The organism is Streptomyces sp. S4.7, from assembly GCF_010384365.1.
GTDB lineage: Bacteria > Actinomycetota > Actinomycetes > Streptomycetales > Streptomycetaceae > Streptomyces.
The window spans coordinates 4,102,034-4,114,222 of record NZ_CP048397.1 but is presented as its reverse complement, the minus strand read 5'-3'; the positions used below and the strand labels follow the sequence as shown (position 1 = coordinate 4,114,222).

Below are 12,189 nucleotides of genomic sequence, written 5' to 3'. Positions count from 1 at the left end.
GTCGTCAGGTTCGTTGTCCGGCTCCGTCGTCGGACGTCGTCTCAGGCGTCGTCGGCCGGCTTCTCCCCGGCGGGCTTCTCCTCGGCCGGAGTCAGCCCGAAGGTCTCGACGATCCACTTGTCGAACTCGATCGAGGCCCGGACCCAGCTGACGGTCGACGACACGAAGTGCTCCAGGCTGACCCCGGTGCCGATCAGCATCTGGGCCTCGCCGATGAGCCGGACGGTCGTGGGGCCGCCGTCCTCCTCCTCGTGCACGTGGCTGTAGACCTTGGGCCACAGCGTGCGGCGGTTCCAGTCGTCGATCGCGTCGAGAATCCTGGGCTTGTCATCGATGGCGTGCGGCCGGTCGTAGAAAGTCCGCACGGAGAAGACCTGCTGGTCGCCCTCACCGCGGAACATGAAGTACGTACGGAATTCCTCCCACGGCGCCGCGAGGTCACCCTCGTCGTCGACGACGTACTTCAGCTCCATCTGGTCGAGAAGCTGCTTGACCAGATCCTGGTCGGGGACGACAGGGCCCGCCGTTCCCGCAGCCTGCGGCTGGGGCTGGGCCCCGAAGTTCGGAATCGAGGACGGGTCGATGGTCATCGCTGGATTCTCCTGAGGATGGCATGCCGTTGTCTGACGACGACCCTAGCCGCGATCCCCGGGCGGAAACCCTGCACCCCGTCGGCAATCACGGGAAGGTCCGCGCGACGGCCCACGCGACGGCGCACGGGCAGGCCCGCCACCACGCGGGTGACGGGCCTGCGAGCTGCCGTGCCTCACGGCGTCCTGCGGCGCCTTACGGCGTCTTCTCCAAAGAAGGCGCGTCCCGCCCGGACCCCGCCGCCGTGTCGCCCGCACCCGCCGCCGTGTCCTCCGGCTCCTGCCCACGCGTCGCGGGCCCCACGATCAGCCCGTCCCCCGCGCGCTCCACCCGCACGGTGTCGCCGTCCACGATCTCGCCCGAGAGGATCTCCTTCGCCAGCCGGTCGCCGATCGCCGTCTGGATCAGGCGGCGCAGCGGGCGCGCCCCGTACGCCGGGTCGTTGCCCTCGTCGGCGAGCCAGGTGAGGGCTTCCGGGGTGACGTCGAGCGTCAGACGCCGGTCCGCCAGGCGCTTGGCGAGACGGGCGATCTGGAGGTCGGCGATCCGGGCCAGCTCCTCCTTGGAGAGGGCCGAGAAGACCACGAGATCGTCCAGCCGGTTCAGGAACTCCGGTTTGAAGGAGCTGCGTACCGCCTCCAGCACCTGCTTCTTCTTCGTCTCCGCCGACGGGACCGGGTCGACCAGGTACTGACTGCCGAGGTTCGACGTGAGGATCAGGATGGTGTTGCGGAAGTCCACGGTCCGGCCCTGGCCGTCGGTCAGCCGGCCGTCGTCGAGGACCTGGAGCAGGACGTCGAAGACCTCCGGGTGCGCCTTCTCGACCTCGTCCAGCAGAACCACGCTGTACGGCCTGCGGCGGACGGCCTCGGTGAGCTGGCCGCCCTCCTCGTATCCGACGTAACCGGGCGGCGCGCCGACGAGCCGGGCGACGGAGTGCTTCTCGCCGTACTCGCTCATGTCGATACGGACCATGGCCCGCTCGTCGTCGAAGAGGAAGTCGGCCAGCGCCTTGGCCAGTTCGGTCTTGCCCACGCCGGTCGGTCCGAGGAAGAGGAACGATCCGGTGGGCCGGTCCGGGTCCGCGATGCCCGCGCGGGTGCGCCGTACGGCGTCCGACACCGCCCCGACCGCCTCCGTCTGGCCGATCAGCCGGTTCCCCAGCCCGGCCTCCATACGGAGGAGCTTGCGCGTCTCGCCCTCCAGCAGCCGCCCGGCCGGGATCCCGGTCCACGAGCCGACGACATCGGCGATGTCGTCCGGGCCGACCTCCTCCTTGACCATGGTGTCCGTGGCGGCTTCCTGCTCCGCCTCGGCCGCGGCCTCCAACTCCCGCTCCACGGCCGGGATCTCGCCGTGCAGCAGCTTGGACGCGGTGCCGAGGTCGTTGTCGAGCTCCGCGCGCTCGGCCCGGCCCCGCAGCTCGTCCAGCTTCTCCTTCAGCTCACCGACGCGGTTGAGGCCCTGCCGCTCCTTCTGCCAGCGCGCGTCGAGCCCGCGCAGCTCCTCCTCGCGGTCGGCGAGGTCACGGCGCAGCTTCTCCAGACGCTGCTTGGACGCGGGGTCCGACTCGTTCTTGAGTGCCAGCTCCTCCATACGGAGGCGGTCGACCGACCGCTGGAGTTCGTCGATCTCGACGGGCGAGGAGTCGATCTCCATACGGAGGCGGGAGGCCGCCTCGTCGACGAGGTCGATGGCCTTGTCGGGCAGGAAGCGCGAGGTGATGTAGCGGTCGGAGAGCGCGGCGGCGGCCACCAGAGCGGCGTCCGCGATCCGCACCTTGTGGTGCGCCTCGTAACGGCCCTTGAGTCCGCGCAGGATCGCGATCGTGTCCTCGACGTTCGGCTCGGCGATCAGCACCTGCTGGAAGCGCCGCTCCAGCGCCGCGTCCTTCTCGATGCGCTCCCGGTACTCGTCCAGGGTCGTCGCGCCGACCATGCGCAGTTCACCGCGCGCCAGCATGGGCTTGAGCATGTTGCCCGCGTCCATGGCGGAGTCGCCGCCGGCGCCCGCGCCCACGACGGTGTGCAGTTCGTCGATGAACGTGATGATCTGCCCGTCGCTCTCCTTGATCTCTGACAGGACGGTCTTCAGCCGCTCCTCGAACTCACCGCGGTACTTGGCACCCGCGACCATCGCGCCGAGGTCGAGGGAGACCACCTTCTTGTTCTTCAGGGACTCCGGCACATCACCCTTGACGATGCGCTGCGCGAGCCCTTCCACCACGGCCGTCTTGCCGACGCCGGGCTCACCGATCAGTACGGGGTTGTTCTTCGTACGGCGCGACAGCACCTGCACCACGCGGCGGATCTCCTGGTCCCGGCCGATGACCGGGTCGAGCCTGCCCAGCCGCGCCGCGGCCGTGAAGTCGGTGCCGAACTTCTCCAGGGCCTTGTACTGGCCCTCCGGATCGGGTGTGGTCACCCGGCGCCCTCCCCTTGTCTTCTCGAACGCTGCCAGCAGCTTCTTCGCACCGGCCCCCTGCCGGTCCAGTACGTCCCCGGCCTTGCCGCCCTCGGCCGCGATCCCGATGAGCAGGTGCTCGGTCGAGACGTAGTCGTCGCCCAGTTTCCCCGCCCGCTTGTCGGCGTCGCCGACAACGGCCAGCAGCCTGCGGTCGGGCTGCGGCGGCGCGACCGTGGAGCCCCGCACGCTGGGCAGCCCGGCCAGCAGCCGGTCCGCCCCGGACCGTACCTCGGCCTGGTCGGCGTCGACCGCGACGAGCAGGTCGGTGATGTTCTCGTTGTCCTCCCCGGCCAGCAGCGCGAGCAGCAGGTGCGCGGGGGTCAGATCGGCATGGCCGGCCGACACCGCGCGCTCGGTGGCGGCGTTGAACGCGTCCTTGCTCTTGTTCGTCAGCTCGGCGTCCACGTGCGGTCTCTCCTCCTCGACTCGGGCCCGTCCCGCAACCCCTGGGACCTGACCCACCCAACGTACGCAAAGTTGAGTCTATTCCACTCAAGGCGCGGAAGGAACGCCCGGCGGCCGATCGCCGCGCCGATCGTCGCGCCGACCCAACTCCCGCCGCCCCGCACCCCCGAGGCCGTTACGCGCCTATTCTTCCGGCATGGCCCAAGACGTACGCGATCCCGACCCCGAATATCTCGCCTTCTGGGGAGAACGCCACCTGTGCACCCTGACCACACTCCGGCCGGACGGCACACCGCACGTGGTGCCGGTGGGCGTGACATACGAACCGGAGGCCGCGCTGGCACGTGTCATCACCAACAAGAACTCGACCAAGGTCGCCAACGTCCTGGCGGCGGGCCCCGACGGGGGGCGGGTCGCGGTCTGCCAGGTCCACGGAAGGCGCTGGGCGACGCTTGAGGGCCTCGCGACGGTGCGCACGGAGACCGATCGGGTCGCGGACGCCGTAGGCCGTTACGCGGCCCGCTACGAACGCACGCCGGCACCCAACCCGGACCGGGTCGTCATCGAGATCGCGGTCGACCGCGCACTGGGCAGAGGATGACGCGCGCCGCGCGTACGCCGCCACCACGCGGCACGCGGCACACCGGCCCCGTACGCGGACAGCACAGCGGCGCCATCGCGTTTCAGGTCCACGATGGCGCCGCTGTGTGGGGGAAGCGCCCGAGCGATCTACTACGACGGGGGAATCGCTCAGGCACTGCGGGGGGTGGCGGAAATGGTCTGTGGTTCGACCAGCTGGTGGTCACGCTGGTCAAGATTGACGAAAATCATGTCGTACCGAATCGCGCAGCGTACGGGCTGCGGCGCCCCCCGAGGCTTCCTCAGACACCGGTAGGCACGGACGTCCTCGTCCTCCTCGCGGACGACGACCACGGGCTCTCCGAACAGGGTGACCATCAGCGAGTCACCACGGTGTGGGATCGCCGTGACGAGATCGATGAAGTGCCATCCGGACCGGTAGGCCGAGGCCATCTCTCGCCGAAAGACCCTGTCGTCCGGCGGGACAGTCATGCGCCCAAGTCCGCCGGTGCACTGTCCCAGGAGGGATCACTCGGCAGGGCCTGGACGGCGGACACAGACGCACTGTCCGCCGAGGGGGTGCCACCCGCGACGAGCGAGCCCGTCACGGCCACCGCAAAAGCAAGTACGCAAAACGCGCGAGCCATCCTCTTCATGGACGATCTCCACCCCATTCTGATCACTATCCTCCCCCCGCGACTAAGACGATGGCCCACGCAGAACGCTTCCACCAGCGAGCGAAGGCATCATGTTCCTGTAATTCAGGACCCTGAGGGGGTGTCAAATGCAGTCAAGTCAGGGAATTGACGGACATAGGCATGGGCCTGGCGAACTATGCGAAGCCGGCAAAAATCTCTACGCGGCAGCTCTGCGCTCCGGCCGGCTGGCCCGGGAGGAGGTGGAGAGCGCACCCTGCCTGCTGGCCCTCGCACTACTGCGCCCGGACCCGGACGATCCCCAGTGGCTCAGGCCGGTATCCCCGTCGATCGCGCTCAATCAGCTCACGCATCCCCTGGAACGGGAGATCCAGGATCGGCGGCAGCTCGCCATGTCGCTGGCGGAGACCTTCGAACCGTTCATGACGCTCACGGCCATGGACCCGTCAGCCACGCACGCGATCACCGTGCTCGAAGGGCTGAGCCTCATCAACTCCACCCTGGACCGCGTCACCGCGGAGTGCACCGAGGAGCTGCTCACGGTCCAGCCCGGCAGTGGACGGAAGCCGGGCTCCCAGGAGGAGGCCCTGCGCCGGGTCCGCCCGCTGCTCGACAACGGCGTGAAGATGCGGACCCTGTACCAGCACACCGCCCGGCACCACCCCGCGACGCTTGCCTACGTGGAACTGGTGGCCCCGGACGGGGTGGAGGTGAGAACGCTCGAAGAGATCATCGAGCGCCTCATCATCGTCGACCGCAAAGTGGCGTTCGTACCCGCCCGCAGCGATCGCCGGATCGCCCTGGAGCTGCGTCACGAAGGGCTCGTCCAGTACCTCGTCGGTGTCTTCGAGCAGTTCTGGCTGCACGGCACGCCCTGGGACGAGCAGTTGTCGTACGCGCCGGAGATCGACGGCATCACCAGCACCCAGCGCTCCATCGCCAAACTCCTCATCGACGGCCACGTGGACGAGGCGATCGCACGCCGCCTGGGCATGAACGTCCGCACCTGCCGGGCGCACATCGCCAAGCTGAGCACCACACTCGGCAGCGGCAGCCGGGCACAACTCGGTTATCTCATCGCGCAGTCGGGCATCCTGGACCATGATCACTGAGCCTTCCGAAGGCATCACTCCTCGCGCGAACCGCTTGGAAGAAGGGGGACGGAGACCGTGACCGCGCCCGGACGAGACGCGGCCACGGCCGGGATCGACCGGGGGAGTTGGCCACTCCCGACCTGAGGAAACACACTCCACCCCCGACTAGGATCTGACCACCGTCATCTTGCTGCATTGCACAAAACGGGGGGGTGCCCAAATGGGCGGAACCGTAGACAAGCAGACGCATCCACACGGTGACCGGGAGCTGTGCGAGTCGGCGCTCCGCCTCTACACCGAGGCTCTGCGCCGAGGCCGGATCAACCGCGCCGAGCTCACGCCGGCGCCCTGCCTCACCGACATGGCACTGCTGTACCCCGATCCCCAGGACGACGCGTGGTTGTGCCCGGTGCTGCCGTCCGCGGCCCTGGCGCACCTCCTCCAGCCCATCACGCGGGAGATCAACGAACGCGTACGGCTCACCGCGTCCCTGGTCGACTCGCTCGCGCCCCTGAGCGCCGTCGTCGCCGAAGACCCCAGCGTCTCCATCACCATGCTCGACGGGCACGAGCTGATCGACGCGAAGGTCGGCGAGGCCGCCCGCGCGGCGACGGTGGAGATCCTGACGGTCCAGCCGGGCTTCAGCCGGGAGCGCAAACTCATGATGGCGGGGCTGGCCCGCTCCCTGGCCGCCATCGAACGGGGCGCCCGATTAAGACACCTGTACCAGCACCCGGCGCGCTACAGCCCGCACATCAAGGAGTACCTGGAGCAGGTGCCGGCCGACCGGCTGGAGGTACGGACCGTCGAGCAGACCGTCGAACGGCTGATCATCGTCGACCGTGCCGTGGCCTTCATCCCCGCCAGCGCCAACCGCCACACGGCGCTGGAAATCCGGCACCCGGCCCTGATCACCTATCTCGTCCAGGTCTACGAGGTCCTGTGGGCCCACGCCACGCCGATGACCGAACGCCCGCCCACCGTCTCCCCGGACGTGCCCGTCACGTCCGTCCAGAGCAGCATCGCGCGTCTTCTGGTCGATGGCACCAGCGACGAGATGGTCGCCCGCAAGATGGGCATCAGCGTGCGCACCTGCCGCTCCCACATAGCCAGACTCATGCAGGCCCTCGGCGCCTCCAGCCGCACCCATCTCGGCGCCCTGCTGGTCCAGTCGGGCCTGGCGGGAAGCCGGACGCCCCCTGGATCTCTCCAGGGGGCGACGGGACTCGCGGGCTCGGGTCCCAACTAGTCCGACGACAGCTTCGGCTTCGGACGCCACACCACCAGCGCGCTCGTCTGCTGCACGTCCTGGTACGGCACCAGGTCCCGCCGGTACGACGCGTGGACCTGGGCCTCGCGTTGGCTCATCGCCGCCGCCGCGCCGTCCACCGCCGCGCCGAGTTCCGCCACGCGCGCCTGGAGCGCCGCGACCTGGTTCTCCAGCTCGATGATGCGCTTGATGCCGGCCAGGTTGATGCCCTCGTCCTGCGACAACTGCTGCACCTGGCGGAGCAGTTCGATGTCGCGCGCCGAGTAACGCCGGCCCCGGCCCGCCGTACGGTCCGGTGAGACCAGGCCCAGCCGGTCGTACTGGCGCAGCGTCTGCGGGTGCAGCCCGGACAGCTGGGCCGCCACCGAGATGACGTAAACGGGCGATTCTTCGGTCAGTTCGTAGGCTCGGTTGAACGATGAGTGCGGTCGACGCCGCCCGACCCCGTCCATTGGAGTCACGCTCCCTTCGCTGCCTGGAACAGCTCGTCCCGCGGGTTCTCCCCCACGGTCGCCTTCCGGTAGGTCTCCAGCGCGTCACGGGCCTCGGCGCCGAGATCCTTGGGGACGACCACCTCGACGGTGACCAGGAGGTCGCCACGGCTGCCGTCCTTGCGTACGGCGCCCTTCCCCCGGGCGCGCATCGTACGGCCGTTGGGTGTGCCCGCGGGCAGTTTCAGGGTGACCGCAGGACCGCCCAGCGTCGGGACCTTCACCTCACCGCCGAGCGCCGCCTCCACGAAGGTGACCGGCACGGTGACGGTGAGGTTGTCGTCCTTTCGGCCGAAGACCGGGTGCGAGCCGACATGGACGACCACGTACAGGTCGCCCGCCGGACCGCCGCGCTCACCCGGGGCGCCCTTGCCGCGCAGCCGGATCCGCTGGCCGTCACTGACGCCCGCCGGGATCCGGACCTGCATGGTCCGCGAGGACTTGGCACGGCCACTGCCCTTGCAGACGTCGCACGGGTCCTGGGCGATCAGCCCACGGCCCTTGCAGTCCACGCACGGGTCGGTCAGCGAGAAGCCGCCGCCCGTGCCGCGCGACACCTGACCGGTGCCGACGCAGGTCGGGCAGACCCGCGGCGAACCGTTCTTGTCGCCGGTGCCCGAACACGCCTTGCAGGGCGCCTGGCTGGACATCCGCAGCGGGACCGTGGCCCCGTCGACCGCCTCGGTGAAGCTGAGCGTCACCTCGGACTCGATGTCCTGGCCGCGGCGCGGCTGCGTACGCGTGCCCGTACCGGGACCGCCCCGGTTGAAGAGGCCGCCGAACACGTCCCCGAGCCCGCCGCCGAAGCCGCCGGCGCCGCTCTGGCCCTGGGGTCCCTGGCCGCCGCCCTGCGGGCCGCCCCCGAAGAGGTCGCCCAGGTCGAAGTTGAAGGACCCGCCGCCACCGGCACCGGGGCCGGCCCGGAAGCCGCCGCCGTTGCCGAAGAGCGAGCGTGCCTCGTCGTACTCCTTGCGCCGCTTGGGGTCGCCGAGCACGTCGTTGGCCTCGGAGATCTGCTTGAAGCGCTCCTCGGCCTTGGCGTCACCCTTGTTGGCATCCGGGTGGAACTCGCGGGCGAGCTTCCGGTACGCCTTCTTGATCTCGGCCTCGGTGGCGTCCTTGGGGACGCCGAGAACCTTGTAGTAGTCCTTCTCCACGAAGTCCTTGGTACTCATTCCCGACGTCCCTCCTCACTGCCCGTCATGCGAACTGCCCGTCATGCGTACTGCCCATCCGTACCGCCGTCCGCACGTCCCGTACCGCTGGGCCCTGCGTCAGCCCTCGTCCGGGCCGCCGCTCTCCTCGTCCTTGTCCGGCTCGTCGGCGCTCGACGCCTTCTCCCCGGGCTGGACCCCCGGCTGGGGCTCCGCCACGGCGACGCGCGCGGGCCTGATGGTCCGCTCGCCGAACCGGTACCCAGGCTGGAGGATCGCGACGCACGTGTCTTCGGTGACATCCGGCGCGTAGCTGTGCATCAGGGCCTCGTGGATCGTCGGGTCGAAGGGCTCGCCCTCCTTGCCGAACTGCTGGAGGCCCATCTTCGCGGCCACCGTCTCCAGCGACTCCGCCACCGACTTGAACCCGCCCACCAGCTCGTCGTGTTCCCGGGCGCGCCCGATGTCGTCGAGCACGGGCAGCAGCTCGGTGAGAAGGCTCGCGACAGCGATCTCCTTGACCGTGACCCGGTCCCGCTCGACCCGGCGGCGGTAGTTCTGGTACTCGGCCTGAAGCCGCTGAAGGTCTGCCGTGCGCTCACCGAGCGCCGTACGGGCCTGGTCCAGCTGAGCGATCAGCGCCGTCTGTGTTGCGTCTTGCTGTACGTCCCCTGCCGGGGGGCCGGCCGGGCCGGACTCCTTGGCGGAGTCCGGCTCGGCGGCCTTCGGCGCGGCGTCTTCGGGGGTGGCGCCTGAAGGGACGTCGGGCTCCTCTTCGAAGCCCGGAGTCTCCTCCGTCACGCGGCACCGTCCTTCTTGGGCTTCTCGTCGTCGACGATCTCGGCGTCCACGACGTCGTCCGCGGCGTCGGTGCCGCCGGCGGGACGGGCCTGCTCCGCACCCGGGGCGTCGGTGGCGCCTTCGGCCTGGGCGTTGGCGTACATGGCCTGGCCGAGCTTCTGCGAGACGGCGGCGACCTTCTCCGTGGCCGTACGGATCTCGGCCGTGTCCTCACCCTTGAGCTTCTCCTTCAGCTCGCCGATGGAGGTCTCGACCTCTTCCTTCACGTCACCGGGGACCTTGTCCTCGTTGTCCTTGAGGAACTTCTCGGTCTGGTAGACGAGCTGTTCGGCCTGGTTGCGGGTCTCGGCGGCCTCGCGGCGGCGGTGGTCCTCGTCCGCGTACTGCTCGGCCTCTTCACGCATCCGGTTGACCTCGTCCTTCGGCAGCGAGGAGCCACCGGTGACGGTCATCTTCTGCTCCTTGCCGGTGCCGAGGTCCTTCGCGGCCACGTGCATGATGCCGTTGGCGTCGATGTCGAAGGCGACCTCGATCTGCGGCACACCGCGCGGGGCGGGCGGCAGTCCGGTCAGCTCGAACATTCCGAGCTTCTTGTTGTACGCCGCGATCTCGCGCTCGCCCTGGTAGACCTGGATCTGCACCGACGGCTGGTTGTCCTCGGCCGTCGTGAAGATCTCGGAGCGCTTCGTCGGGATCGTGGTGTTGCGCTCGATGAGCTTGGTCATGATGCCGCCCTTGGTCTCGATGCCAAGAGACAGCGGGGTGACGTCGAGCAGCAGGACGTCCTTGACCTCGCCCTTGAGCACACCGGCCTGGAGCGCGGCGCCGATGGCCACGACCTCGTCCGGGTTGACGCCCTTGTTGGCGTCACGGCCGCCGGTGAGTTCCTTGACGATCTCGGCGACGGCGGGCATACGCGTGGAGCCACCGACCAGGACCACGTGGTCGATCTCGGACAGCGCGATGCCGGCGTCCTTGATGACGTTGTGGAACGGGGTCTTGCAGCGCTCCAGCAGATCGGCCGTCAGCTGCTGGAACTGAGAGCGCGTGAGCTTCTCGTCCAGGTGCAGCGGGCCCTCGGCGGAGGCCGTGATGTACGGCAGGTTGATCGTGGTCTCGGTGGAGGACGACAGCTCGATCTTCGCCTTCTCCGCGGCCTCGCGGAGACGCTGGAGAGCCATCTTGTCCTTGGCCAGGTCCACGCCGTGACCGTTGGCGAACTGCTTCACCAGGTAGTCGACGACACGCTGGTCCCAGTCGTCACCACCGAGGTGGTTGTCACCGTTGGTGGCCTTCACCTCGACGACGCCGTCACCGATCTCCAGGAGCGACACGTCGAAGGTGCCGCCGCCGAGGTCGAAGACGAGGATCGTCTGGTCGTCCTTGTCGAGCCCGTACGCCAGCGCGGCGGCCGTCGGCTCGTTGACGATACGCAGGACGTTGAGGCCCGCGATCTCGCCGGCCTCCTTCGTGGCCTGGCGCTCGGAGTCGTTGAAGTACGCCGGGACGGTGATGACCGCGTCCACGACCTTCTCACCCAGGTAGGACTCCGCGTCGCGCTTCAGCTTCTGAAGGACGAACGCGGACATCTGCTGCGGGTTGAAGTCCTTGCCGTCGAGGTTGATCTTCCAGTCGGTGCCCATGTGGCGCTTGACCGACCGGATGGTCCTGTCGACGTTCGTGACTGCCTGGCGCTTGGCGACCTCTCCGACGAGCACCTCGCCGTTCTTGGCGAAGGCGACGACGGACGGCGTGGTCCTGGCGCCTTCGGCGTTGGTGATGACGGTGGGCTCGCCGCCTTCGAGAACGCTGACGACGGAGTTAGTCGTGCCCAGGTCGATGCCGACCGCACGTGCCATTTCGATTCCTCCAACTGACTTGAGTGGAACAGGCTCAAGGATGCACGACCGATCCCCGGGCGTCAACAGAGCTGAGTTGACCCGACTCAACTATCGTGCGGCCCGATTTCCGGGAACCCCCTGGCAACCGCGCGGTTCCCGCAGGTCCGCGCGCCTTCGGAACTTCTCTCCCCCGCTGCGGCACGATCGGTCGGCAAGCGACCGCAAAAGGCGCGATATCACATACAACGGTCAGGGAGGTCCCATGGTTCCGGACCTGGATCTGGACCCCAAACGCCTGCTCGACCTGACGCTCGGCTCACTCCTGCTGGTTCTGGCCGCGCCCCTGCTGGCCGCCGCCGCCCTCACTCTCACGTTCTCCGCACGGCACCCCGGCGCCGCCTTCACCCACAAGCGCCTCGTCGGCCTGGAGGGCCGCGTCTTCACGGCCCGCTCCCTCGCCACCCGCAGGCACCGGCTGGACCTGCTGTCGCGCCTGCCCCACGTCGTGAGCGGCGAGATGTCCCTCGTCGGCCCCGCGCCGCTCGCGCCCGGCGACCCCAGGGCCGCGGCGCCCTGGCGGCGGTCCGTACGACCGGGCCTCACCGGCCTCGCACAGGTGCGCCGCCGCTCCCCGATGCCGTGGGACGAGCCCGCGCTGCTCGACCAGCACTACGTGGAACAGCACTGGATCGGTCTCGACCTGCTGATCCTCCTACGTACGCCGGCCGCCGCGCTCACCCCGTACGGCGGGGACGCCGCGGCGGCGCGCATCCCCGCTCAGGGTCACCTCAGCGACACAGATCACCGGCCACGCGGCTACAGTGCGGCGGGATAACTGGGT

General features: G+C 69.2%; 10 protein-coding genes and 1 pseudogene. 4 read left to right on the top strand and 7 right to left on the bottom strand.

Annotated features, from left to right (window positions below; genetic code table 11):
• Positions 1 to 41: 41 nt before the first annotated feature.
• Positions 42 to 590, bottom strand: coding sequence for a YbjN domain-containing protein (locus SSPS47_RS18330; RefSeq protein ID WP_147873506.1), 549 nt, complete (start codon positions 588 to 590; stop codon positions 42 to 44).
• A gap of 289 nt (positions 591 to 879) precedes the next feature.
• A pseudogene (clpB, locus tag SSPS47_RS18325) lies at positions 880 to 3,462 on the bottom strand (ATP-dependent chaperone ClpB); the annotation flags it as partial.
• A 196-nt stretch (positions 3,463 to 3,658) separates the two neighbouring features.
• Here clpB and SSPS47_RS18320 point away from each other — a divergent pair.
• Positions 3,659 to 4,063 (top strand): TIGR03618 family F420-dependent PPOX class oxidoreductase, encoded by a 405-nt coding sequence (locus tag SSPS47_RS18320; protein WP_164252019.1) that lies wholly within the window; start codon positions 3,659 to 3,661, stop codon positions 4,061 to 4,063.
• 149 nt (positions 4,064 to 4,212) lie between these two features.
• Here the strand turns inward: SSPS47_RS18320 and SSPS47_RS18315 are convergent, their stop codons facing one another.
• Positions 4,213 to 4,533, bottom strand: a complete 321-nt coding sequence (locus SSPS47_RS18315) for a hypothetical protein (protein ID WP_023539836.1) — start codon at positions 4,531 to 4,533, stop codon at positions 4,213 to 4,215.
• Between the two features lie 292 nt (positions 4,534 to 4,825).
• Here SSPS47_RS18315 and SSPS47_RS18310 point away from each other — a divergent pair, with 292 nt between their 5' ends.
• Complete coding sequence (locus tag SSPS47_RS18310) at positions 4,826 to 5,809, top strand: helix-turn-helix transcriptional regulator (RefSeq protein WP_203557875.1); 984 nt, start codon at positions 4,826 to 4,828, stop codon at positions 5,807 to 5,809.
• A 202-nt stretch (positions 5,810 to 6,011) separates the two neighbouring features.
• Positions 6,012 to 7,040 carry a LuxR C-terminal-related transcriptional regulator gene (locus tag SSPS47_RS18305; protein ID WP_164252018.1) on the top strand — a complete coding sequence of 343 codons (1,029 nt, stop codon included), beginning with the start codon at positions 6,012 to 6,014 and terminating at the stop codon, positions 7,038 to 7,040.
• Here the strand turns inward: SSPS47_RS18305 and SSPS47_RS18300 are convergent.
• The 4 genes from SSPS47_RS18300 to dnaK form a co-directional block, all read right to left on the bottom strand.
• Positions 7,037 to 7,513, bottom strand: a complete 477-nt coding sequence (locus SSPS47_RS18300; RefSeq protein WP_164252017.1) for a helix-turn-helix domain-containing protein — start codon at positions 7,511 to 7,513, stop codon at positions 7,037 to 7,039. The two genes, SSPS47_RS18305 and SSPS47_RS18300, sit on opposite strands and share 4 nt — an antisense overlap.
• A 5-nt stretch (positions 7,514 to 7,518) precedes the next feature.
• Positions 7,519 to 8,727: a molecular chaperone DnaJ gene (gene dnaJ / locus SSPS47_RS18295; protein WP_147873500.1), complete on the bottom strand. Its 1,209-nt coding sequence runs from the start codon at positions 8,725 to 8,727 to the stop codon at positions 7,519 to 7,521.
• Between the two features lie 99 nt (positions 8,728 to 8,826).
• Complete coding sequence (gene grpE, locus SSPS47_RS18290; protein WP_164252016.1) at positions 8,827 to 9,507, bottom strand: nucleotide exchange factor GrpE; 681 nt, start codon at positions 9,505 to 9,507, stop codon at positions 8,827 to 8,829.
• Positions 9,504 to 11,366, bottom strand: coding sequence for a molecular chaperone DnaK (dnaK, locus tag SSPS47_RS18285; protein ID WP_164252015.1), 1,863 nt, complete (start codon positions 11,364 to 11,366; stop codon positions 9,504 to 9,506). The genes grpE and dnaK overlap by 4 nt, the downstream gene beginning before the upstream one ends.
• Positions 11,367 to 11,610: 244 nt before the next feature.
• Here dnaK and SSPS47_RS18280 point away from each other — a divergent pair, with 244 nt between their 5' ends.
• On the top strand, positions 11,611 to 12,183 hold the full coding sequence (locus SSPS47_RS18280) for a sugar transferase (protein ID WP_164252014.1): 573 nt from the start codon (positions 11,611 to 11,613) through the stop codon (positions 12,181 to 12,183).
• The last annotated feature ends 6 nt before the right edge of the window (positions 12,184 to 12,189 follow it).

Coding starts and splice junctions, on each gene's coding strand:
- SSPS47_RS18330 (WP_147873506.1), bottom strand. CDS start 590: ATGACCATCGACCCGTCCTCGATTCCGAACTTCGGGGCCCAGCCCCAG.
- SSPS47_RS18320 (WP_164252019.1), top strand. CDS start 3,659: ATGGCCCAAGACGTACGCGATCCCGACCCCGAATATCTCGCCTTCTGG.
- SSPS47_RS18315 (WP_023539836.1), bottom strand. CDS start 4,533: ATGACTGTCCCGCCGGACGACAGGGTCTTTCGGCGAGAGATGGCCTCG.
- SSPS47_RS18310 (WP_203557875.1), top strand. CDS start 4,826: ATGCAGTCAAGTCAGGGAATTGACGGACATAGGCATGGGCCTGGCGAA.
- SSPS47_RS18305 (WP_164252018.1), top strand. CDS start 6,012: ATGGGCGGAACCGTAGACAAGCAGACGCATCCACACGGTGACCGGGAG.
- SSPS47_RS18300 (WP_164252017.1), bottom strand. CDS start 7,513: ATGGACGGGGTCGGGCGGCGTCGACCGCACTCATCGTTCAACCGAGCC.
- dnaJ (WP_147873500.1), bottom strand. CDS start 8,727: ATGAGTACCAAGGACTTCGTGGAGAAGGACTACTACAAGGTTCTCGGC.
- dnaK (WP_164252015.1), bottom strand. CDS start 11,366: ATGGCACGTGCGGTCGGCATCGACCTGGGCACGACTAACTCCGTCGTC.
- SSPS47_RS18280 (WP_164252014.1), top strand. CDS start 11,611: ATGGTTCCGGACCTGGATCTGGACCCCAAACGCCTGCTCGACCTGACG.